This is a genomic window from Microbispora sp. NPDC088329, assembly GCF_040685655.1.
Classification (GTDB): domain Bacteria; phylum Actinomycetota; class Actinomycetes; order Streptosporangiales; family Streptosporangiaceae; genus Microbispora.
The window spans coordinates 196916-218430 of record NZ_JBFBIP010000014.1 but is presented as its reverse complement, the minus strand read 5'-3'; the positions used below and the strand labels follow the sequence as shown (position 1 = coordinate 218430).

Sequence of the window (21515 nt, the reverse complement as noted above, 5' to 3'; positions counted from 1 at the left end):
ATGGCCGAAGGGTGAGTGTGTGTACCGCATCGAGGTGAGCCCGCAGGACATCGCCGCCAGCCGTTTCGCGATCTCCCCGCTGAACGAGACCATGCACACGATGTGGGTGCTGTCCGGGCGGACGCAGGCGGGCCCGCTCGTGTCCTGGGCCGCGACGGCACGCCCCCGGTTCGCCCGGCTGCTTACCGGCAGCCCGGGAGCGCGGGCGATGGTCGCGCTGTTCCGGCAGGGGGCCTACAACGCCGACTTCATCGCGCCGCCGCCCACCGGGGTCAACGTCGCCTTCGCCGAGGAGATCGCGGCGATGCGGGCCACGCCCCTGGAGCGGGCGCGGGCCGAGATCGCGATGACGCTGGACGGGCGGCCAACCCCACCCGCCGGGATCATGGAGGTCCTGGAGGACGACGACGTGGTCGCGCTGCTGGCCGACGGGCTCGAACGCACCTGGACCGAGCTGGTCGCGCCGCAGTGGCCCCGCTTCCACGCGATCCTGGAGCGCGACGTGATCCAGCGGGCCGGGCGGCTGGCGACGTACGGCTGGGCGGCGGCGCTCGACGACCTCGGCCCGCGGGTCCGCTGGCGGCCGGCGTCGGCCCACATCGAGGTGGCGGCCACCCGCGACCGGGAAGAGCGGCACCGGCTCGGCGGCCGCGGCCTGCTGTTCCTGCCCAGCCTCTTCGTCCGCCAGGTCATCGCCTACCTCGACGAGGCGTGGCCGTACGCGCTGGTGTATCCGGCGCGCGGGGTGGCGGCGGCGCACCCGCGGGCGGGCGGCGCGGCGGCGCTCGCCGGGCTGGTCGGCAGGTCCCGGGCCCGGATCCTGGCCGAGCTGGAGACCCCGGCGACCACCACGCAGCTCGCCGCCCGCCTCGGGCTGGCGCTCGGCACGGCCGGCGGCCACCTGACCGCCCTGCGCGCGGCCGGGCTGGTCGCCGGCACCCGGGTCGGGCGGCAGGTCCTCTACCGGCGCACCCCTCTCGGGGACGCGCTGGTGACCGGCCGCCTCGACCCCTGAGAATCAGCCCTTGAGATTCAGCCCTTGAGGGCGCCCGCCATGAGACCGCGCATGAAGAACCTGCCGAGCAGCACATAGACGACCATCGTGGGAATGGACGCCAGGATCGCCGCCGCCATCTGCTGGCTGTACGGCGTCGTCACCGCGCCCGCGATGTTGTTGAGCATGACCGTCGTCGGCCACGAGCTCGGCCCGGTGAGGAAGACCGCGAAGAGGAAGTCGTTCCACATCGAGGTGAATTGCCAGATGATCACCACGGCGAACGCCGGGCCGGAGACCGGCAGCACGATCGACCAGAGCGTCCGCAGCATCCCCGCGCCGTCGACGCGGGACGCCTCGATCAGCTCGTCGGGGATCGTGACGTAGTAGTTGCGGAAGATCAGCGTGCAGATCGGGATGCCGTACACCACGTGGGCGAGAACCAGGCCGGGGATGCCGCCGTACAACTGCACACCGAGCGTGTCGCCCACGTCCACCATGAGCTGCACCAGCGGGATCATCACGCCCTGGTACGGGATGAACATGCCGAACAGGAACAGCGTGAACAGCACGCCGGCGCCGGGAAAGCGCCATTTGGACAGCACGTACCCGTTCAGCGATCCGAGGGCGGCGGAGATCAGCGACCCGGGGATCGCGAGCAGGAAGCTGTTGACGATGCCGGGCTCGAGCTTCTCCCAGGCGACGCTCCACGCCTCGGTCGTCCACACCTTCGGGAGGTTCCACGCCTGCGTGGGGTCGGCCTCGCTGAGCGGCTTGAAGCTCGTGACCAGCAGGACGTAGACCGGGATCAGGAAGACCAGGACGAACAACAGCAGCAGGACGAGCCGCACCCACGCGGCGGCCCTGCCCCGCCCGCGGCCCGGGGCGGCGAGCGCGGCGGCCGGGGCCTTCTCGGCGACGTGCGCGGTCATGAACGCTTCCCCTTACGGGCGTCCCAGATCAGGTAGGGCACGACGAAGACGGCGACGGACAGCACGATGTAGGACGCGATCGTCGCGCCCTTCGCCGGGTCGTGGGAGTCGTAGACCGCCGTCCACATGAAGGTCGCGGGCACGTCGGTGATGATCTGCTTGCCCGACACCGCGACGACGAGGTCGAAGACCTTCAGCGAGATGTGGCCGAGGATGATCAGAGCGGACAGCGTCACCGGGCGCAGCATCGGCAGCACCACGTGCCGGTAGACCCCCCACTCACTGCAGCCGTCCACCCGGGCGGCCTCGCGCAGTTCCTCGGGCACGCCCCGGAATCCGGCGAGGAACAGCGCCATGATGTATCCGGACATCTGCCAGATCGCCGGGATCGCCATGGCGGCCATGCCCCATCCGGGATCGCGGAACCACTGCCACTGCAGGAAGTCGAGCCCCACATAGTGGAAGAGCCGGTTGAGCCCGACCGCCTGATCACCCGTCGCGCTGTTCATCAGCCATCGCCAGACCACGCCGGTGGCGATGAAGGAGATGGCCATCGGGAACAGGTAGACGGCGCGGAAGCCGCTCTCCGCCCGGATGCCCTTCTCCATCAGGAAGGCCAGGAGCCAGCCGAGGACGAGCGCGCCGCCGACGAAGACCACGGTGAAGACGATCGCGTGCCGGACCGACAGGCCCCAGCGCTCCTCGCTCCAGATGGAGGTGAAGTTCTCCAGCCCGACGAAGTTGCCGGGGATCTCCGCGATCTCGTCGTGCTTGTCGGTCATGGCGAGCTTGAAGTTCCAGCCCAGCAGGCCGTACACGAAGACCGCGATGAGGATGATCGACGGCGACACCAGGAGTAGCCCGGGCAGCCATCTGCGCACCCGCGTCACTTGTACCTCTCAGAGGATCAAGTACGGCCCACGCCGTTGTGGACCCAGCGTGGGCCGTACGAGGAGATCAGCTCACTGGCCGCTGTTCTTGGCCGCCGCGACCAGCGCCTGCTGCAACTTGGCGACGTCCTTGTCCTGCTGGAACAGGCCGACCGCGTCGGTGATCGCCTGACGCCACTGGTCGTTGGCGACCACGCCGTGCTGGATCGAGCCGGCCAGCTTGTCGCTCGCCCACTGCTCCAGGTCCCAGGACAGGTAGTCCTTGTAGAGGGACTGGTCGGCGTCCTTGCGGGCCGGGATCGAGCCCTTCAGCGGGTTGAACGCGTCCTGGCCCTCCTTGCTGGCGGCCACCTTCAGCCACGCGATCGCACCGTCGCGGTTGGGTGCGCCCTTCGGCAGCGTGAAGCTGTCCGACAGCCACATGAAGGTGCCGTCCGTGCCCGGCGACGCGGCCCAGTCGAAGTCCTTGTGCGACTCCTTGCCGAGGCCGCCCTCCGGCGGGTTGTGGAAGTAGCCGTAGGCCCAGTCGCCCATGATGTTGAAGGCCGCCTCGCCGTCGGCGACCTGCTTGGCCGCCGGCTGCCAGTCGTCCTGCGGGCTGCCCGCGTACGACAGGATGGTCTTGAAGTTCTCCAGCGCCTTGGTCACATTGGCGTTGGACCAGTCGGCGTTGGCCGTCCACAGGGCGTTGTAGGCGTCGGTGCCGAGCGAGCCGAGCAGCACGGACTCGAGCAGGTGCACCAGGGTCCACTGCGAGCCGATCGACAGCGGGATCTTCCCGGTCTTCTTGACCTTCTCGAGGTCGGTGACGAACTCCTCGACGGTCTTCGGCGCGCCGTCGATGCCGGCCTTCTTCAGGACCGAGGGGTTGAACCACAGGACGTTCGACCGGTGGATGTTCACCGGCACGGAGTACAGCTGGCCCTGCACCGAGATCTGGTCGATGAGCTGCTGCGGGAAGACTTCCTTGAGCTTCAGCTCGTCGTACAGGAAGTTCAGCGCCTCCAGCTTGCCGCTCTTGATGTAGCCCTGGAGCTCGGCTCCGGCGTGGCCCTGGAAGGTGTCCGGGGGCTGGTTGGCCTGCAGCTTGCTCGACAGCAGCGCGCGGGCCTGGTCGCCCGAGCCGCCCGCGACCGCGGCGTCGAAGAACTCGAAGTCCGGGTTCTGCTTGGCGAAGATCTCACGCATCGCCTTGAGACCGTCGGCCTCGCCGGGGCCCGTCCACCACGAGAAGACCTCGACCTTCTTCTGCGCGGCCTGACCGCCTCCGCTCTCCTTCTTGTCACCGCCACCGCAGGCGGAAAGAGTGAGCAGACCTGCAACAGAGACCGCGACGGCCGCCATAAACCGTCGTCTCATCGCAACATTCCCTTCAGGCATCTCAGGAGGATTTCGGGCCCCCGAAGACAGATGTGACTGACAACGTTGTCAGACTGGCCCCATCAACCCACTTCCACCGGCATGTCGTCAAGTTTGGGCCGATAACGTCTCTGCATACCGACCCTGGCCACCTGTTAAGGGCGCGCGTCAAAAGAAGCGCCGCGACACGCCTCCGGGAAATTGTCGGCACACGCGCTCACACTGCTGGCATGACGGTCACACAGCAGGGGGGACCTGATCACCTGTCGGAGGACGACCTGCCGGACATGGCGGACGTCGAATCTCCGCAATGGGCGCGACACTACGGCACGATGGCGGGGCTGGGCTTCCTCACGGTCGCGCGACGGCTGCCCCGGCTGGTCCGGCAGGCACTGGGCATCGCCTGGGAGGCGAGCCCCCGCGACACCGTGGCCACGGTCACGCTGAGCATGCTCGGCGGCGTCTTCACCGCTTTCGGCCTGCTCGCCACCACGGGCGTGCTGACCGCGCTGTTCCAGGCGGGGCCCACCCCCGATCGGGTCCGGGCCGCGCTGCCCAGCCTGCTGCTGGTGGGCCTGGCCGCCACCGCGCGCACGGCCCTGCAGGCCGGGGCGAACTGGGCGCAGTCCCGGCTCGAACCCCAGGTCAGCCGAATCACCGAGGAGCGTCTTTACACGCTGACCAGCCGGGTCGAGCTCGTCTGCTTCGACGATCCCGAGTTTCACGACGCGCTGCAGCGGGCCCGCATGCGCGGCATGCAGATGGCCGAGGCGGTCGTGAGCACGACCATCGACACGTTGACGGGCCTGGTCGGCATCGTGGCCGCGGCGGGCGTGCTGGGCGTGCTGCACCCCGTGCTGCTGCCGCTGCTCCTGCTCGCGGTCGTCCCCGACGCCTGGGCGGCCGTGCGGGCGGCCAGGATGCGCTACACGACGTCTCTCGTGCTCGTCCCGGCCCGGCGCCGCAAATGGATCATCGAGGAGTTGCTCGCCGACAAGGACACCGCGGCCGAAGTCCGCACGTTCACCATGCGCGGCTTCCTGCTGCGGATGTTCGACGCGGTGGCCCGGAGCGAGCAGCGGGTCATGCTCGACCTCGCGCGGCGGCAGACGGTCGCCCGCGTCCTCGGCGAGGCGCTCAGCGGCCTGGGGCAGGGCGTGGTCTACGTCGCGCTCGGCCTGCTGCTCGCGGCGGGTGCCGTGCCGCTCGCGGTGGCCGGCACCGCGGTGCTGGCCATCCGCTCCGGCCAGACGTCACTGGCCAATGTGATGTTCGCGACGAACCATCTCTACGAGGAGGGTCTCTACTTCACCGACTTCCTGGACTTCGTCGCGCACGCCGAGGCCCGCATCCCGGCCGCCCGGGAACGACAGGCCCCCGACGGGTTCGGCCGCATCACGGTCGAGGACGTCACCTTCACCTACCCCTCCGCGCCGGCCCCGGCCCTGCGCGGGGTGTCGGTTCGCATCGAGCGCGGCGAGGTCGTGGCCCTCGTCGGGGAGAACGGGTCGGGCAAGACCACCCTCTCCAAGATCCTCGCCGGGCTGTACGAGCCGGACGGAGGCCGCGTCCTGTGGGACGACGTCGACCTGGCCGAGGTCGACCCCGGCAGCCTCCGCCGCAGGATCGCGGTCATCGCCCAGGACCACACTCGCTGGCCGCTGACCGCCCGCCACAACATCACGATGGGCATGGAGAAGGGCGAGGACGAGGTGGCCCGCGCCGCCGAGGTCGCCGGCGCCGACCAGGTCATCGCCGAGCTCCCGTACGGCTACCGCACGCTGCTCGACCGCCGGTTCAAGAACGGCCACGAGCTGTCGGGCGGGCAGTGGCAGCGAATCGCGGTGGCCCGCGGGTTCTACCGGGACGCGCCGTTGCTGATCTGCGACGAGCCCACGGCGGCGCTCGACGCCAGGGCCGAGCACGCGTTGTTCGAGCGGATCCGGCGACACGCCGACGGCCGGACCGTGCTGCTCATCACCCATCGCCTCGCCAGCGTCCGTTACGCCGACCGCATCTACGTGCTCGACCACGGAAAGGTCCGTGAGCACGGCACGCACGACGAGCTGATCGCCCTCGACGGCGTCTACGCCGAGCTCTACAACCTCCAGGCGGAGGCATACCGGACGACCTGAACGCCAGGCGTGCCCACCTCGGCACTCACGGTCCTTGATCTTGCACTCGACCCGTCAGGAGGCCTGCTCGGGGAGCATGTCGTGCATGGTGCGCACGTCCTTGTAGTACTGGATCTTCCGCTGGATCGCCCCCTGCTTCTGGCGCAGGTCGGCGATCTGGGCCTCGACCTTCCGGTCGTGCTCTTCCAGCAGGGCGATCCGGGCCTCGATGGTGTGCTCGCCCTGCCGTACGAGCTGGGCGAAGCGCAGCATCTCCGCGATCGGCATGCCGGTGTCCCGCAGGCAGCGGACCATGCCGAGCCAGCTCACGTCGTCCTCTGTGAACCGACGCTGGCCCGCCGCGTTACGGCCGACCGGCTCCAGCAGCCCGATCCGTTCGTAGTACCGCAGGGTGTCGAGGCTGAACCCGGTCTCCTCGACGACTTGTCCAGGTGTGTACACGGCCACGCCATTGATCCTGTCACATCGGATCTCAGGCACAGGCGCACTGACGAGCTGTAGGTGTCTCGCAAGCGGGGCGCAACTCGCCGCCTTATAACGGGTCCTGACACGTACGATCTGCCCGCGCTTCCAAAAGAGCGTCTGGGCGGCGTCCCTTATATAGACAGTGAGACAGAAATGCCCGGCTTCCCCCGCTCAGTCGCCGGTGTGGTGACCCTCTCCGCCGCGATCGTGCTGTCGATCCCGATGACCCCGGCCGGCGCCGCGACGCCGGGCGACCGCCTCCCGTGCCGCCCCGGCAGCGGCCCGCATCTCGCCGGCAGGGACCTCACCCGGTCGCCCCTGCCCGCCGACCTGTCCTGTGCGGACCTCCGCGGCGCCAAACTGGACGGCCTGACCGTGCGGAGCGTGCTCATCGGGGCCGATCTGACCGGGGCCTCGCTCAAGGGGGCCCACCTCGGGTACGCCCAGATGACCGGGGCCAGACTCCGCGAGGCCGACCTTTCCGAGGCCGAGCTGTACTACGCCGACCTGCGCGGCAGCGACCTGCGCCGGGCGATTATGGACGACTCCGCGCCGTACTACGCGCACTTCGAGGGGGCCGACCTCAGCGGGGCCACGATGACGCGGGCCAAGACGTACGGCGCGCAGTTCGACGACGCGAAGCTGGTCGGCGTCGATCTGACCGACGCCTTCGCCTACGGCGCGGACATGCGCCGGGCCGACCTCAGCCGGGTCAAGGCCGCGAAGGCCAGACTCTACGGCGCCACCCTGGTCAGGACCGTGCTCCGGCAGGCGGATCTCAGCGGCGCGCAACTGTACGAGTCGGTGATGACCGGCGCGGACTTCACAGGAGCCGACCTCGCCGGGGCCGACCTGCGTGACGTCAGGGACGCCCGCCTGGCCGGGAGCACGGGCGTGCCCAGGTTCCTGCCCGCGCCCGATCCGTCGTGCGAGCCCGGCAGCGGCCAGGACTACCGGGAACGGGACCTGACCCTGGTCACGGACTTCCCCGACGATCTGAGCTGCGCCGATCTGACCGGCGCCAAACTGGACGGCGTCGACCTGACCGGGACCAAGCTGAACCGCGCGATCCTCCGCGACGTCTCCGCCGTCGGGGCGAGTCTTCGCTCGGCGAAGGGCGCGGACCTGCGCGGTGCACGGCTGCGGCGGGCCAAGCTCGGCAGCGCCGACCTCGTGGGGGCGAACCTGTCGCGGGCGGACCTGTCGGGCGCGGCCCTCGGCAGCGCCAACCTGACGCAGGCGAAGCTGCTCGGCGCCGACCTTCGCGATGCGGAGCTGATCAGCACCACGGCCGACCAGGCCGACTTCACCGGCGCCAGGTTGGATCGGGCGTATCTCCGCAGCGGCAAGTATCGGGACGCGATCTTCCGCAAGGCCACCTTGACCGACGCCGACGTGTCCTCCGCGCAACTGCGGGGCGCGACGTTCGAGGACGCCGAGGTCACCGGGCTTCAGCAGGACTTCGCCGAGGACATCGACCTGGCGGGGTCCTCCAGCCGGATGTCCGCCGGTTGGCTGATCTTCTTCGGCATCGTCGGGTCCGTCGTTCTCTTCATCGCCGCCGGCCTGGTCACGGCCAGGGCGCGGCGGAGGAGAGCCGCCAGGGAGCAGGCCGCCGCCAGAGCGGTCCGGTTCGAAGACGCCAAGGCCGTTCAGGAGGAGAACGTGACACGGCTGGGCGAGGAGATCGACAACCTGACGGACAGAACCGGCGGCGTCGACTGGAACGCGGTCCTGGACGCCTACGACGCGGCGAAGGAGGCGCTGGCGACGGCCCACGACATGGACGATCTGAAGGACGTGGAGACCATCGTGGCACGCGGCCGCGCGGCCCTGACACACCGCCGATGACGGCCGCTTGTGCTGGAGTGCGCTCCAGGCGGCAAGGTGGTCGGCATGAGAATCGCTCTGGGAACGATCCCCTTCGGGACCACCGTGGACGAGGCGACCTCGTTCGCCATTCTCGACCGCTTCGTCGAAGGCGGCGGAACGATGCTCGACACGGCCAACAACTATCCGTTCTGGATGGACGGCGCGACCGGCGACGAAAGCGAGGCCACCATCGGCCGGTGGCTCACCTCCCGGCGTAACCGGGACAAGCTGGTGATCAGCACCAAGTGCGGCGCCCGCCCGTCCGTGCCCGGCGCCCGTACGCTCGACGCCGCGGAGGGCCTGTCGGCGGGTGTGGTCCGGGCCGCGATCGAGGGCAGCCTGCGCCGTCTCGGCACCGATCACGTCGACGTCTACTGGGCCCACATCGACGACAGGTCGACGCCGCTGGAGGAGACGGTCGCCGCCTTCGACGAACTGGTGCTCGCCGGTAAGGCCAAGGAGGTCGGCGCGAGCAACCACGCGACGTGGCGGCTGGAGCGCGCCCGGTCGCTGGCGGCGGCGCGCGGCGGCACCCGCTACAGCCACGTCCAGCTGCGCCACTCCTACCTCCGCCCCCGGCCCTGGGTGCACCTGCCCGAAGGCGGTCACACTCAGGTCTCCGACGAGATGCTGGACTACGTGCGTTCCGAGGGCGACCTGACGCTGTGGGTCTACTCCTCGCTGCTGGCGGGCGCGTACACCAGCAAGCCGCTACCCGAGTACTACGACCACCCGGGCACCACGAGGCGGCTGGCGGTGCTGGACGAGGTGGCCGGCGAGCTCGGCGCGACGCGCAACCAGGTCGTGCTGGCCTGGCTGCGGGCGCAGGGCATCATCCCGATCGTCGGCGTCAGCTCGATGGCCCAGCTCGAAGAGCTCCTTGTGGACATCAAGCTCGACGACGAGCTGGTCGCCCGTCTCGACGCCCCCGCCTGACCTACGGCATCCCGGCGGCGGTGGCGCGTAGCTTCCGCCGCCGGGCTCGTCTCCCACAGTCACCGGCCTCGCCCGTTCGCTTGCCTCTGCGCTCGCGCCACATAATGTACTCAGAGTCACATTGATATTCTGCGCAGCCGCCTCGAATGCCCGGTCATACTGCTGGTGATCTGCCCGGAGGCGGCCATCGCGCGTTGGTGCTCCCGTCCGATCGAGCTCGGCCACCCGGGGCTGGTGCTGACGCCGCTGGTCGCGGGCCCCGACGAAGTCCCCGTCATCACCGACCCCGGCCAGCGGCCGACGACATCGAACTGGCGATGCTGTCGGTGATTCACCACGCGGCCACGCCGCAGGGCCCCGATATTCTCAACGCGCTGTTCGCCGCGCTGCACAATCTCGACCGTCACCAGGGGGGTATGTAACGCTGACATGGTGCGTGCGGCGCTCCCCCGAGAGATCTGGGATCACTTGGACAGGCACATGAAGACAGAGAGTTACGAGTACCTCAGCGACTGGGCCCGCGAGAACATCGCCAAGGGCATGGCCGAGGGCCAGGCCAAGGGCATGACCGAGGCCAAGACCGAGGCGATCCTGACCGTGCTGGCCGCCCGCGGCATCGAGGTGCCCGACGAGCTCAACGACAAGATCAGAAAGTGTCGCGACCTCGATCGGCTGGACGGGTGGATCCGCGCCGCCGCCACGGTCCAGTCCGCGGACGCCCTCCTGAACGACGACCTCTGAGCCCGGCTGTTCGATCGGACGTGCGTGGCCCACTCGGGCTCACGAAGTGGAGCCGGGTCGACCTCCGCAGGTGGTGGCCCGGCTTTCGCATGCCTAGGCCAAGTGGTCCGAAAGGTAGCGGCGGACGAGGCGTTTGCATTCGGCGATGAGGTCGGGGTCACCCTCGGGGTGGGCGCGGAAGGCCAGTTTGAGCACGGCGTCGGCGGCCTCGACGGCGACCACGAAGGCGCGTGACATGCCCTCGCCCGGCGCGACGCCGAGCAACTCCACGACGAGCGAGCGCAGCCGGTCGGCCACGATCACGTTGTTCTCCAGCGCCTCGTCGAGCATCCGCTGGGTGCCGGGCAGGGCGGGGCCGCCGGGAGCGGCGTACACCTCGCCGAAGTCCACCACGCCGAAGCCCGGCGTGGTCCGCTTCATCAGGACGAACTCGTCGATGACGAGGTCCACGGCGTCGGTCCAGTCCGATGGCGGCGCGGCGGCCAGCCGGGAGGAGATCCGGTCCAGGTACGCCTCCAGGTTCCGCAGCGCGAGCGCGCGGACCAGGCTCTGCTTGTCGGTGAAGAACTGATAGAAGGTGCCGATCGGCACCTCGGCCCGGCGGGCGACCTCCTTGGTGGTCAGGGCGGCGTACCCCACCTCGTCGAGCAGCCGGGCGCACTCGTCCAGCATGCGCTCGACCCGCTCCTGGCTGCGCCGCTGTGCGGGCCGCCGGCGCAACGCTCCCCCTGTGGTCATTCCGCCATTCTCTCCCGCTTCCCCGACAATCGAGTTAACATGAGTTCTCCTCATATTTTGAGAGAGGCGGCATCATGTTCCTCTGGGGTACGGCCACTGCGTCCTACCAGATCGAAGGAGCGGTCACCGAGGACGGCAGAGGACCCTCCATCTGGGACACCTTCTCCCACACGCCCGGCAAGGTCCGCGACGGGCACACCGGCGACGTCGCCTGCGACCACTACCACCGTCACACCGAGGACATCGCCCTCATGACCGGGCTGGGCGTCAACGCCTACCGCTTCTCCATCGCCTGGCCGCGGGTGCTGCCCACGGGCCGCGGCCCGGTCAACCGGGCCGGGCTCGACTTCTACGACCGCCTGGTGGACACGCTCTGCGAGAAGGGCATCGCTCCGGTGCCGACGCTCTTCCATTGGGACCTGCCGCAGGCGCTGGAGGACGAGGGCGGCTGGCTCAACCGGGACACCTCACGATATTTCGCGGAATACGCCTCCGTCGTGGCCGAGCGGCTGGCCGACCGCGTACGCATGTGGATCACACTAAACGAGCCCTTCGTCCACGTGGCGTACGGATACGGGCTGGGCGTGCACGCCCCGGGCAGGCGGCTCATGTTCGACGCGCTGCCGGCGGCCCACCATCAGCTGCTCGGGCACGGCCTGGCCACGCAGGCGCTGCGGGCGGCCGGCGCGGAGCAGGTGCTGATCACGAACAACTGCACCCCGGTCCGGCCCGTCTCCGACTCCCCGGAGGATCTCGCCGCCGCCGAGACGTACGACATGCTGCACAACCGGCTGTTCAACGAGCCGGTCCTCACCGGCGCCTACCCCGACATCACGGCGTTCGGCGTCGACATCCCCGTGAAGTCCGGCGACCTGGAGACCATCGCCCAGCCCCTCGACGGGCTGGGGATCAACTACTACAACCCCACCCGGATCGGCGGCCCCGGCGAGGACGGCCTGCCGTTCCGGATCGAGGAGATCACCGGCGTTCCCCTCACCGCGTTCGGCTGGCCCGTCGTCCCCGACGGCCTGCGCGAGCTGCTCGACGGACTCGAGGCCCGGTACGGCGACGCCCTGCCGCCCGTCTACATCACCGAGAACGGCTGCTCGTACGACGGCCTGGACGACCAGGAGCGGATCGCCTACCTCGACGGCCACATCCAGGCGATGAAGCAGGCGAAGGCGGACGTGCGGGGCTACTTCGTCTGGTCGCTGCTGGACAACTTCGAGTGGGCCGAGGGCTACCACCAGCGGTTCGGGCTGGTCCACGTCGACTTCGAGACCCAGGAGCGCATCCCCAAGGCGTCCTACCACTGGCTGCGCGCGTTCCTCGGAGGTCAGAGCACCGACACGTGAACGTGGTCGTAGTGGTTGGCGGTGATGCCGCCGCGGTCGGACATCATCTTCCACCCGGTGCGCGTACGCATGTCGTAGTAGCGCTGCTGCCAGATGATGTACATGATCCCGTACTCGCTCGCGTGCTGGATGCACCACTGCGCGAGGGCGTCGCCGCGCTCCTTGGCCACGGCGTCGGGCATGCGGCCGCCGCTGCTCATCATGAAGTCGCAGGCCCGGCCCTTGCCGTGCTCACCCGGGTCACCGGCTCGCAGGCAGCCGACCCCGAAGGGCATCGGGAAGTTCTGCATGATGACGTTGCGGGTCGAGATCATCCGCTGGGTCAGGCCGCTGCCGGCGTCGGGCGTCTGAAAGCCGAACTTCGCCATGAGCCGCTCGATCTCGCCGCGCCTGGCCTTGAGTTCCTTGATGTGGGCCTGCAGCTTGTCGATCTCGTCGTCGGCCGCGCGGGCCGCCTTCTTCTGCCTGGCGACGAGGTCCTTGATGCTGTTGAGCCGCTCGGTCCTGGCGGTGCCCAGATAGGCCAGCGTCGCCAGCGAGCTCGGGTCGGCCGACAGGGACAGGAGCCGGGACACGTCCATGCCTCCGGTCATGTACGAGGTCTGGGCGAACGCCACCACCTGCCGCTGAGCCGCGATCAGGTCCACCTTCAGCTTCTTGACCCTGCCGGACGCCTTCTGCGCGGCCAGCTTCGCGTCCTCCAGGCTGAGGATCTCGCCGCGGTACTCCTTCTGGAGCGTGGCGGCCTCCTGGGTGAGCTTGCGGAGTTTCGCCTGCCGGTCCGGCTCGGCCTCGGCGGTGATCGCGCCCGAGACGGACGGTGCGACGAGCAGCGCGGTGGTGACCACCGCCAGCCTGGCCCAGCGCCGCACGTGACCTCCACTCGGATTCGGCTCGAAACTATAGAAGAGGATCTTTACGGACTGCTACCGGAACAGGTGAAGCGCTTGGTCCCAAAGCGGACAACAGCCTGAAGCGTACGGCCCAACGGTCGTCGGCCATCACGCCGGGCGTCCGCGGACTATCACGGTCCGATGTATCGCGACGCGCCACGTAGCCCGCCGGGTCCACGGGTACATGAGCCTGGAGGGCGCACCCTGGCTCGGGAGGTTCAGCGATGAGCCGACTCACCACGGTTCTCCCGCACACGATGCACGCGGCGGTCCTGTTCGGGCCGGGGGACCTGCGGGTCGTCGACCGTCCCGTCCCCGAGCCCCGGGCCGAGGAGGTGCTCGTCCGGGTGGCCATGTGCGGGATCTGCGGCACCGACCTGAAGATCCTCGACGGGCACTTCCCGCAGATCCCGCCGTACGGTGAGTACATCCCGGGCCACGAGTGGACCGGCACCGTCGTGGCCTGCGGTGCGACGGTGGACGAGTTCGCGCCCGGTGACCGGGTGTGCATCGAGGCACACCACGGATGCGGGCGGTGCGGCAACTGCCTGACCGGCAAGTACACCGCCTGCCTCAACTACGGCGACCGCGCCAAGGGGCACCGGGCGAGCGGGATTACGACGAACGGCGGCTTCGCGGAGTACGCCGTCCACCACGTCAGCGCGCTCTACCGGCTGCCCGCCCACCTCACGGCCGAGGACGCCGTTCTCGCCACCACGGCCGGCACCGGACTGTACGGCCTGGACACCGCCGGCGGCTACATCGTCGGGCAGGACGTCGCGGTCTTCGGCCCCGGCCCCGTCGGGCTGATGACGGCGCAGATATGCAAGCGCATGGGCGCTGCCCAGGTGATCCTCATCGGCACTCGGGAGTCCCGGCTGCGACTTGGCCGCGAGCTGGGGGCAGACCACACGGTGAACGCCACCGAGGCCGACCCGGTCGCGGCGGTGCTCGACCACACCGGCGAGTTGGGCGTCGACCTCGCGATCGACGCCTCCGGGTCTCCCGGTGTGCCCCAGCAGTGTGCCCAGGTGACCAAGCGCGGCGGCAAGATCCTGTTCGTCGCGTTCTACCCGGAGGCCGTCCGGCTCGACCTGAGCGCGGTGGTCCGCAAGGGCATCACCATGTACACCTCACGGGGCGAGGGGGGCGACAGCGTCCGGCGCGCCGTCGCCTTGGCGGCCGCGGGCATGGTCCAGGGCCGTGCACTGGTCACCCATCGCTATCCCCTGAAGGAGATCAACGAAGCGTTCCGGACCCTGCGCGAGCGCGAGGGGGACCCGTTGAAGGTCGTTGTCGCCCCCTGAGCGGCGCGGGGTATCACAGCGACGTGGGGGATGGCCGATGTACCAGCAGATCCTCGCCCCGATCGGCGGCTCCTTGGCGCTGTCCGCCGCGGTGGCGTCGTCTCCCCTGATCGTCCTGCTCGTGTCGCTCGGCGTTCTCCGCCTACGGGCCGACGTCGCGGCGGCCTGCGGGCTGCTCGCCGCCGTACTGATCGCCGCGTTCGCCTACCGCGTGCCGGCGACGCCGCTCCTCAGCGGTATCGCGCAGGGCGCGGCGTTCGGCCTCTTCCCCATCGCCTGGGTCATGGTCAACGCGGTGTGGGTGAACCGCCTGCTCGACGCCTCCGGGCTCCTGTCCGTCGTCCGGCGCACGTTCACGAGCCTGTCAGACGACCGGCGGGTCCAGGCGCTCGTGGTGGCGTTCTGCTTCGGCGCCCTGTTGGAGGCGACGGCGGGTTTCGGCGCGCCCGTGGTCGTGGTGGCCGCGATCCTCCTCGCGCTCGGCCTGGCCCCGATCCGCGCCGCGACCGTGGCGATGTTCGCCGACGCCGGAGGCGCCGCCTTCGGCTCGATGGGGACTCCGATCGCGGCTCTTGCGAAGGCGGCGAGCCTGCCGGCGGAGGAGCTGGGCCGGATGACCGGGCGCCAGTCCGCCATCGTGGCGCTCTTCGTGCCCTTCGTCATCCTGCTGGTGCTGGACGGACGGCGCGGGGTGCGGGAACTTTGGCCGATCGGCCTGGTGGCCGGGCTCGGCTTCGCCATCGGGCAGGTGGTGACCTCCAACTTCGTCGCCTATCCCCTTTCCGACCTGGCCGGCGCGCTGCTGGCCGGCGCGGCGACGGCCGCCGTACTTCGCCTGTGGTCCTTCGCCGCCCCCTACGGGGCACACGCCGTACGCCCGATTCATTCATCACACGATTCCGACCCTTCACCGGGTTCGGCGGCGACCACACTGCGCGCGTTCTCCCCCTACCTGACGCTGATCGTGCTCCTTGCCCTGGTCGCGATCGACAATCCCGTCGCCCGTTTCGCCAACGGCCTCGCGGTCACGTTCCCCTGGCCCGGCGTGGAGGTTCTCGGCGTCGACGGCAGGCCGCTGAAGCCGGCCGTCTTCCAGTTCAACTGGCTCACCGCCACCGGAACGGTCGTGCTGGTGGCCGGGCTCATCTCGACGGCGGCCCTGCGGCTACCCGCACGCGTCGCCCTGCGCGAGTACGGCATGGCCCTGGCGGGAATCCGCCGTGCCGCGGTCACTGTCACCCTGCTGATGGGGCTCGCCTACCTGATGAACTATTCGGGCCAAGTCGTCACCATCGGCACCTGGCTGGCCGGTACCGGCGGCGCGTTCATCCTGCTGTCTCCGCTGCTCGGCTGGCTAGGGGTGGCGCTGACCGGGTCCGACACCTCGTCGAACGCGCTCTTCGGCGCCATACAGGTGACGGGGGCGGGCACGATCGGGGTCAGTCCGACGCTGCTCGCGGCGACCAACAGCGAGGCAGGCGTACTGGGAAAGCTGATCAGCCCGCAGAATCTCGCCATGGCGGCGGCGGTGGCGGGAACGGCCGTCCGGGAGGCGACCCTGTTCCGCCGTACCTTCCCATGGAGCCTCGGGCTGCTCATCGGGTTCACCGTCCTGGTCACCCTGATGGCGGCGGGCCCTCTGTCCTGGCTGGTCGTGCGGTGAGCGGACACCGGCTGCGCCGGGTCGCCGGCCCTCGGTGCGGGTCCGCGCGATGCGGGGGACGTCCATCCGGCCTCCGGCTCGTCCCACGGCCGGCGGCTCTTGCCAAGGCAGAGCAGAAAGTGATTCGGTCTCTCTGTGTGCGCGAAGGCGCGCCCGATCAGGAGGCAGGCATGCTGCAGCACGACACGCTGTTCATCGGGGGCGACTGGGTGGCCCCCGCGGGCACGGGCACGATCGAGGTGATCTCCCCCCACAGCGAGGAGGTCGTCGGCCGGGTGCCGGACGGCACCGCCGCCGACATGGACCGGGCCGTCGCGGCCGCCAGGGACGCCTTCGACAACGGGCCCTGGCCGCGGATGACGATGGCCGAGCGCGCGGCGATCGTGGGACGGCTGGCGGAGATCTACGAGACGCGCCAGGCCGAGATGGCCGAGATCATCACGGCGGAGATGGGCTCTCCGATCACGTTCTCCCAGCTCGCCCAGGCGCCGCAGCCGCTGGGCATGCTCAAGTACTTCGCCGCTCTCGGCACGACGTTCCCCGTCGAGGAGGAACGGCCCGGCCTGTTCGGCCCGATGATCGTCCGCCGCGAGCCGGTCGGCGTGGTGGCGGCCGTCGTCCCCTGGAACGTCCCCCAGTTCGTCCTCATGACCAAGCTGGCCCCGGCGCTCGTCGCGGGCTGCACCCTGGTGGTCAAGCCGGCCCCCGAGACGCCTCTCGACTCCTACCTGCTGGCCGAGATGATCCAGGAGGCCGGCATCCCCTCCGGGGTCGTGAACATCGTCGCGGCCGGCCGTGAGGCGGGCGAGCACCTGGTCTCCCACCCGGACGTCGACAAGGTCGCGTTCACCGGCTCGACCGCCGCCGGGCGCAGGATCGCGGCGATCTGCGGCCAACAGCTCAAGCGCTGCACGCTCGAACTCGGCGGCAAATCGGCCGCGATCATCCTGGACGACTGCGATCTGCCCTCGGCCATGGGCTTCCTGTCGATGGCCTCGCTCATGAATAACGGCCAGGCGTGCGTCGCCCAGACCCGCATCCTCGCCTCCCGCAACCGGTACGACGAGGTCGTCCAGGCCGTCGCCGAGATGGTGACGAGCCAGCGGGTGGGCGACCCCGCCGACCCGGCCACCGGCATCGGACCGTTGGTGGCCAAGCGCCAGCAGGAGCGGGTCGAGGGCTACATCAGGTCGGGCATCGAGGAGGGCGCCAAGCCGGTCGTCGGCGGCCTCGACCGGCCGTACGACCGGGGCTGGTACGTCGCCCCGACCGTCTTCGCCGGGGCCACCAACGACATGCGCATCGCCCGTGAGGAGATCTTCGGCCCGGTGCTGACGGTGATCCCGTACGAGGACGAGGAGGACGCGGTGCGGATCGCCAACGACAGCGACTACGGCCTGTCGGGCTCGGTCTGGACCGCCGATGCCGATCACGGAGTGGACGTCGCGCGCCGGGTGCGCACCGGCACCTACGGCGTCAACATGATGCACACGCTTGACGCGAACGCGCCGTTCGGCGGCTTCAAGGCCAGCGGCCTCGGCCGGGAGCTCGGCCCCGAGGGCCTGTCGGCCTACCTGGAGTACAAGTCGATCGCCCGCCTGGGCTGAACGCGTGCTTCGAACGCGTGGCTGAATGCGTCCCTCCGGCCCGGTACGGCCTGCGTGCCGCACCGGGCCGGTGAAACCGCCCAGCGCGCCCCCGCGACGCTGGGCCACACCGTGTGAGGGTGTGCGCCGATCCCCCAATCGGCGGTGCGGGAAGGATCAGCCCCGCACACCCCTTGTAGACGACACTTATGGGGATTTGGTTCGCGAAATCCAGTGACCGATTTTGCGGACCAGGTCAGGGCTGGCCGCCGCCTCCGCGTGGCCGTACCCGGGCTCGATCCACAACTCCTTCGGCTCGGCGGCGCACTCGTACAACTGGTGGGCGTGCTCGGTGGGGAAGAACGGGTCGCTGTCGCCGTGCACGATCAGCAGGGGCGTGGGCGCGACCAGCGCCGCGGCCTTGTACGGCGGAAGCGGGACCGGGTCCCAGCCGCCGCCCGCGATCCTGGTCCGTTTGACCAGCCGGGCCGCGAGCCGCCCGTGCCAGCGTTCGATGGCCCAGTGGACCTGGCGCATAGGTTTGGTGTCCCGGTAGTACCAGCGGGCCGGGCCGCTCACCGACACCACCCCGTCCACGCCCCGGTGCAGCGCGGCGTGCCGTACGACCACGGCTGCGCCCATCGAGAAGCCGACCGTGGCGATGCGCCGGTAGCCGATGGCGCGGGCATGCTTGACCGCCGCGTCCACGTCGAGAACCTCGAGGTCGCCCACGGTGGACCGGCCGCCGGAGTGTCCGTGCCCCCGGAAGTCGAACGACACCACGCCGCCGAACTTCGACAGAACGTGCACGATGCGCCGCGTGTCCGGCCCCCTCCACGTGCCGGTGAAGCCGTGCGCGACCACGATCCCGAGATCGAGCGAACCGTTGGGCGTGTGCGCCGCGTCGATGCGGACACCGTCCGCCGTGCGCAGCATCGCTCCGAAAGCAGCAGCGAGAGCCATGCCCCCGACCTTATTTCCCCCCATGTCACATAACTCCCAGGTGCCCCCCGCGCGCTACGGGAACCGTCACAGGTCGGCAGTCGAAGGCAGCCGGTCCCAGGCGGCCTTCAGCCTGACCTCCCCGTCGTCGAGCGACTCGATCTGGTCCCACTCGGCGTACCGGATCTCGCCGTGCATGCGCCGCACGAGGGCGCCGAGCAGCGACGGCCGCCACAGTCCGGGGCCGCGCTCGTACCCGAAGAGCCGCCCGGCACGGCGCCGGGCGATCAGCAGGCCGGCGAGCCGGAACGCCTGATGGACCTCGGCCAGCAGCGGCCCGTCCTGGACGAGACGGACGTCCACCGTGTCGCCGGCGGCCTCCCCCGACGGACCGAGCACCGCACGGCCGAGCAGCCCGCCGAGCCGCATGGTGTCCGGCCTGTCCTCCCACCTCTCCCGCACCTGGAGGGTCTTCTCCGGCGCATCCTGCGCCGTACTTTCGGGAGCATCTTGCTCGGGCGTACCCACCGCGCCGGGGATCCGGCCGACGACGTTCCCGGTCAGCCAGCGCTCCAGGGCCAGGTCCTGCCGGTGGCCGGCCACCCGTACGGCGCTGCCGATCTCGGTCACCAGGCTCATCTCGATGCGGTACGGCCCCGGCCGCTCCTCTCCCCGGAAGAGCCGGTCGGTCTGCGTCATCAGCCAGCCGGGGAGGCCGCCGAGCCGCGGGCCGAGCGCCAGCGGCCCGGACAGGATCGCGGTGACGTACGGCCGGTCGCCGGGCCGCACCTCCAGGTCGTCCACCTTGCAGAGCAGACGGTCGTCGCTCTCCCTGACGACCTGCCGGTCGAGCAGATGCAGGCGGGCGTGCAGCACCCGCGCGGGCTCACTCATGCCACCCCTCGCCTGGCGGCTCGGGTTCGCGTCGTGCCGCAGGTGCGCAGGTCGGCACGTCTCGAGATTGTGCTGTGCTCATTGATTCGCTCGCTTCGCTCACTCATCGATGCTCACCTCCTCATACCGGGCCGTCACTGTCCCGCCTTCGTCGCGAGCATCAGGGGGATGGCCGCGAGCGCCACGACGAGAAGCAGCACCATGTAGAAACTTCCCAGCACGTTGCTGAATCTGCCGTTGACCTTCTGCCCCATGTAGTCGGGATCGTTGGCGATCATGAGGACCGGCAGGTAGGTGAGCGGAAGGGCCGCGGCCGAGAAGACCAGCGAATACTCGGTCACCTTGATCGGGTCGATGGTGGTGAGGATCAGCGCGGTCGCGACGATCACCGAGGCCAGCACGGTCACGTGGAACCGGGCGGCGCGGCCCGGCACCACGTACTTGCCCCACTGCCAGCCGAAATACTGGCTCAGCGAGTAGCCCGACGACAGGGCGGTCTCCAGCGTCGCGCCGAAGGTGGCCGCGAACACCCCCAGGATCACCACTCCGAGACCGACCTTGCCCAACCCCTGGGCGACCGGGAGCACCATCTGCCCGAGCGAGTCGGGCTCGGCCGCGACGGGCATGAACACGGTCGCCGCGCACGCCGCGATCGCCAGCGACAGCGCCCCGCCGAGGGGGAAACCGACGAACACGTTGGCCCGCGCGGTCACCAGATCCTTGCGCGTCCACTTCTCCTCGACGCCGCCGGAGGAGAAGAAGAAGACCTCGTACGGCGTCATCGCCCCGCCGAGCAGCGCGATCGCGTAGTAGAGGTAGGTCGGCACCCCCTCGTCCTGCGGCGGCCGGACGAGCTGCGTGGTCAGCTCGCCCCAGTCGGGCCCGAGCCGCCACAGCGCGACGATGAACACGACGAGCGCGAGCCCGGCCAGCCCGAAGACGCGCTCCATGGTCTCGAACTTCACCCGCCACATGACCAGCCAGGCGACCAGGGCCACCGGCGGCACCCACAGCAGATAGTTGAGCCCTGTCACCAGCTCCAGCGCGAGCGCGGAGCCGCCGATCTCGGCCGCGAGCGTGAGCACGTTGATGAAGAACGACGCCCCGAGGTTGACCAGCCCGGCGCGGGGGCCCATGCGCTCGCGGACGAGGTCGAAGACCGGCCGCTGGGACACCGCCGCGATCCTGCCGGACATCTCGGCGAAGACGCAGATCCCGACGATGCCGACGATCACCACCCACGCGAGGGACATCCCGAACCTCGACCCCACGACGGCGTTGGCGACGAGGTCGCCGATGTCCACGAAGCCGCCGAAGGCCGTCAGGATGCCGAGCGTGACCGCGACCAGTTTCTTCACTTGTGCTTCTCCGCGAAGTCGTTCAGCTCGCTCGCGAGCCCGTCCAGCTCTCGTGCGGCCGCCGCCGGGTCCTTCACCCCGTCGCGGCGCGTCTGGATGAGCAGCTCCTCCACCTCGCTCTCGGCCTTCTCGGTGAGGCGCAGCACCTCGTCTCTGATCCCGTCGGATGCGTCCGAGGGCGGCTGCACGCCGCCGAACTGGTCGTTCACGCTGCTCAGGTCCTGCACCGCCTCGGTCAGCAGGCCCTCGGCGTACGGCCCGGTCATCCGGTCCCGGTAGGCGACGGCCGAACGGGCGAACCGCACGGCCGAGGCGGCCGAGGCGGCGGTCTTCCCCGCCTTGAGCGCGTAGTCGTGGTCGTCCCAGGCGGGGCTCACGCAGGCGGACAGCACAAGTGCCGTCAGGAGGGCGAGCGGCGCCAGCCGAGCCGGCGGAGTCATGTGCGCCGCCGCAGC

The 21515-nt window shown here is 70.0% G+C and carries 20 protein-coding genes; 9 read left to right on the top strand and 11 right to left on the bottom strand.

Features of this window, described 5'->3' with window-relative positions; translation table 11 throughout:
- Positions 1–19: 19 nt before the first annotated feature.
- Positions 20–1015, top strand: a complete 996-nt coding sequence (locus tag AB0O28_RS25295) for a winged helix-turn-helix domain-containing protein (protein WP_363644157.1) — start codon at positions 20–22, stop codon at positions 1013–1015.
- 17 nt (positions 1016–1032) lie between these two features.
- On the opposite strand, the gene AB0O28_RS25290 is transcribed toward AB0O28_RS25295, so the two are convergent.
- From AB0O28_RS25290 to AB0O28_RS25280, 3 genes are all read right to left on the bottom strand, one after another.
- The gene (locus AB0O28_RS25290) at positions 1033–1926 is read right to left on the bottom strand and encodes a carbohydrate ABC transporter permease (RefSeq protein WP_363644155.1); all 894 of its coding nucleotides are present in this window, start codon (positions 1924–1926) and stop codon (positions 1033–1035) included.
- The gene (locus AB0O28_RS25285) at positions 1923–2807 is read right to left on the bottom strand and encodes a sugar ABC transporter permease (RefSeq protein WP_363644153.1); all 885 of its coding nucleotides are present in this window, start codon (positions 2805–2807) and stop codon (positions 1923–1925) included. Before AB0O28_RS25285 ends, AB0O28_RS25290 begins: the two co-directional genes overlap by 4 nt.
- Positions 2808–2888: 81 nt before the next feature.
- The gene (locus tag AB0O28_RS25280; RefSeq protein WP_363644151.1) at positions 2889–4175 is read right to left on the bottom strand and encodes an ABC transporter substrate-binding protein; all 1287 of its coding nucleotides are present in this window, start codon (positions 4173–4175) and stop codon (positions 2889–2891) included.
- A 230-nt stretch (positions 4176–4405) separates the two neighbouring features.
- On the opposite strand from AB0O28_RS25280, the gene AB0O28_RS25275 reads away from it, so the two are divergent.
- The gene (locus tag AB0O28_RS25275; RefSeq protein WP_363644149.1) at positions 4406–6310 is read left to right on the top strand and encodes an ABC transporter ATP-binding protein; all 1905 of its coding nucleotides are present in this window, start codon (positions 4406–4408) and stop codon (positions 6308–6310) included.
- Positions 6311–6364: 54 nt separating this feature from the next.
- On the opposite strand, the gene AB0O28_RS25270 is transcribed toward AB0O28_RS25275, so the two are convergent.
- Entirely contained in the window at positions 6365–6757 is a 393-nt protein-coding gene (locus AB0O28_RS25270; protein ID WP_363644147.1) for a MerR family transcriptional regulator, read from the bottom strand.
- 171 nt (positions 6758–6928) lie between these two features.
- On the opposite strand from AB0O28_RS25270, the gene AB0O28_RS25265 reads away from it, so the two are divergent.
- Entirely contained in the window at positions 6929–8626 is a 1698-nt protein-coding gene (locus AB0O28_RS25265) for a pentapeptide repeat-containing protein (protein ID WP_363644145.1), read from the top strand.
- Positions 8627–8671: 45 nt separating this feature from the next.
- Positions 8672–9583 carry an aldo/keto reductase gene (locus AB0O28_RS25260; protein WP_363644143.1) on the top strand — a complete coding sequence of 304 codons (912 nt, stop codon included), beginning with the start codon at positions 8672–8674 and terminating at the stop codon, positions 9581–9583.
- A 116-nt stretch (positions 9584–9699) separates the two neighbouring features.
- On the opposite strand, the gene AB0O28_RS25255 is transcribed toward AB0O28_RS25260, so the two are convergent.
- Positions 9700–9990, bottom strand: coding sequence for a hypothetical protein (locus tag AB0O28_RS25255; RefSeq protein WP_363644141.1), 291 nt, complete (start codon positions 9988–9990; stop codon positions 9700–9702).
- 73 nt (positions 9991–10063) lie between these two features.
- Between AB0O28_RS25255 and AB0O28_RS25250 the strand changes: the two genes are divergently transcribed.
- Entirely contained in the window at positions 10064–10324 is a 261-nt protein-coding gene (locus AB0O28_RS25250) for a hypothetical protein (protein ID WP_363644140.1), read from the top strand.
- A gap of 93 nt (positions 10325–10417) precedes the next feature.
- On the opposite strand, the gene AB0O28_RS25245 is transcribed toward AB0O28_RS25250, so the two are convergent.
- Positions 10418–11062 (bottom strand): TetR family transcriptional regulator, encoded by a 645-nt coding sequence (locus AB0O28_RS25245; RefSeq protein ID WP_363644138.1) that lies wholly within the window; start codon positions 11060–11062, stop codon positions 10418–10420.
- A 74-nt stretch (positions 11063–11136) separates the two neighbouring features.
- On the opposite strand from AB0O28_RS25245, the gene AB0O28_RS25240 reads away from it, so the two are divergent.
- Entirely contained in the window at positions 11137–12417 is a 1281-nt protein-coding gene (locus AB0O28_RS25240; protein ID WP_363644136.1) for a GH1 family beta-glucosidase, read from the top strand.
- On the opposite strand, the gene AB0O28_RS25235 is transcribed toward AB0O28_RS25240, so the two are convergent.
- A complete protein-coding gene (locus AB0O28_RS25235) occupies positions 12399–13289 on the bottom strand; it encodes a hypothetical protein (protein ID WP_363644135.1) in 891 nt (296 codons plus the stop codon). The genes AB0O28_RS25240 and AB0O28_RS25235 overlap by 19 nt on opposite strands.
- Positions 13290–13534: 245 nt before the next feature.
- Here AB0O28_RS25235 and AB0O28_RS25230 point away from each other — a divergent pair, with 245 nt between their 5' ends.
- The 3 genes from AB0O28_RS25230 to AB0O28_RS25220 all read left to right on the top strand — a co-directional run bounded on the left by AB0O28_RS25230 (position 13535) and on the right by AB0O28_RS25220 (position 17887).
- Positions 13535–14617, top strand: a complete 1083-nt coding sequence (locus AB0O28_RS25230) for an alcohol dehydrogenase catalytic domain-containing protein (protein WP_363644133.1) — start codon at positions 13535–13537, stop codon at positions 14615–14617.
- 37 nt (positions 14618–14654) lie between these two features.
- Positions 14655–16280, top strand: a complete 1626-nt coding sequence (locus AB0O28_RS25225; RefSeq protein WP_363644131.1) for a lactate permease LctP family transporter — start codon at positions 14655–14657, stop codon at positions 16278–16280.
- A gap of 170 nt (positions 16281–16450) precedes the next feature.
- Positions 16451–17887, top strand: a complete 1437-nt coding sequence (locus AB0O28_RS25220) for an aldehyde dehydrogenase (RefSeq protein ID WP_363644129.1) — start codon at positions 16451–16453, stop codon at positions 17885–17887.
- A 186-nt stretch (positions 17888–18073) separates the two neighbouring features.
- Here AB0O28_RS25220 and AB0O28_RS25215 read toward each other — a convergent pair whose 3' ends face one another.
- The 4 genes from AB0O28_RS25215 to AB0O28_RS25200 all read right to left on the bottom strand — a co-directional run bounded on the left by AB0O28_RS25215 (position 18074) and on the right by AB0O28_RS25200 (position 21500).
- A complete protein-coding gene (locus AB0O28_RS25215; RefSeq protein ID WP_363644127.1) occupies positions 18074–18829 on the bottom strand; it encodes an alpha/beta fold hydrolase in 756 nt (251 codons plus the stop codon).
- Positions 18830–18895: 66 nt separating this feature from the next.
- A complete protein-coding gene (locus tag AB0O28_RS25210) occupies positions 18896–19702 on the bottom strand; it encodes a hypothetical protein (RefSeq protein WP_363644125.1) in 807 nt (268 codons plus the stop codon).
- Positions 19703–19836: 134 nt separating this feature from the next.
- A complete protein-coding gene (locus AB0O28_RS25205) occupies positions 19837–21060 on the bottom strand; it encodes a divalent metal cation transporter (RefSeq protein WP_363644123.1) in 1224 nt (407 codons plus the stop codon).
- A complete protein-coding gene (locus tag AB0O28_RS25200) occupies positions 21057–21500 on the bottom strand; it encodes a hypothetical protein (protein ID WP_363644121.1) in 444 nt (147 codons plus the stop codon). Before AB0O28_RS25200 ends, AB0O28_RS25205 begins: the two co-directional genes overlap by 4 nt.
- Positions 21501–21515 lie beyond the last annotated feature (15 nt).

What these genes read in the sequence shown, in the direction of transcription:
- AB0O28_RS25225 (WP_363644131.1), top strand. Translation starts at nt 14,655, where the DNA reads ATGTACCAGCAGATCCTCGCCCCGATCGGCGGCTCCTTGGCGCTGTCC.
- AB0O28_RS25240 (WP_363644136.1), top strand. Translation starts at nt 11,137, where the DNA reads ATGTTCCTCTGGGGTACGGCCACTGCGTCCTACCAGATCGAAGGAGCG.
- AB0O28_RS25230 (WP_363644133.1), top strand. Translation starts at nt 13,535, where the DNA reads ATGAGCCGACTCACCACGGTTCTCCCGCACACGATGCACGCGGCGGTC.
- AB0O28_RS25260 (WP_363644143.1), top strand. Translation starts at nt 8,672, where the DNA reads ATGAGAATCGCTCTGGGAACGATCCCCTTCGGGACCACCGTGGACGAG.
- AB0O28_RS25265 (WP_363644145.1), top strand. Translation starts at nt 6,929, where the DNA reads ATGCCCGGCTTCCCCCGCTCAGTCGCCGGTGTGGTGACCCTCTCCGCC.
- AB0O28_RS25215 (WP_363644127.1), bottom strand. Translation starts at nt 18,829, where the DNA reads ATGGCTCTCGCTGCTGCTTTCGGAGCGATGCTGCGCACGGCGGACGGT.
- AB0O28_RS25275 (WP_363644149.1), top strand. Translation starts at nt 4,406, where the DNA reads ATGACGGTCACACAGCAGGGGGGACCTGATCACCTGTCGGAGGACGAC.
- AB0O28_RS25280 (WP_363644151.1), bottom strand. Translation starts at nt 4,175, where the DNA reads ATGAGACGACGGTTTATGGCGGCCGTCGCGGTCTCTGTTGCAGGTCTG.
- AB0O28_RS25245 (WP_363644138.1), bottom strand. Translation starts at nt 11,062, where the DNA reads ATGACCACAGGGGGAGCGTTGCGCCGGCGGCCCGCACAGCGGCGCAGC.
- AB0O28_RS25200 (WP_363644121.1), bottom strand. Translation starts at nt 21,500, where the DNA reads ATGACTCCGCCGGCTCGGCTGGCGCCGCTCGCCCTCCTGACGGCACTT.
- AB0O28_RS25290 (WP_363644155.1), bottom strand. Translation starts at nt 1,926, where the DNA reads ATGACCGCGCACGTCGCCGAGAAGGCCCCGGCCGCCGCGCTCGCCGCC.
- AB0O28_RS25250 (WP_363644140.1), top strand. Translation starts at nt 10,064, where the DNA reads ATGAAGACAGAGAGTTACGAGTACCTCAGCGACTGGGCCCGCGAGAAC.
- AB0O28_RS25210 (WP_363644125.1), bottom strand. Translation starts at nt 19,702, where the DNA reads ATGAGTGAGCCCGCGCGGGTGCTGCACGCCCGCCTGCATCTGCTCGAC.
- AB0O28_RS25220 (WP_363644129.1), top strand. Translation starts at nt 16,451, where the DNA reads ATGCTGCAGCACGACACGCTGTTCATCGGGGGCGACTGGGTGGCCCCC.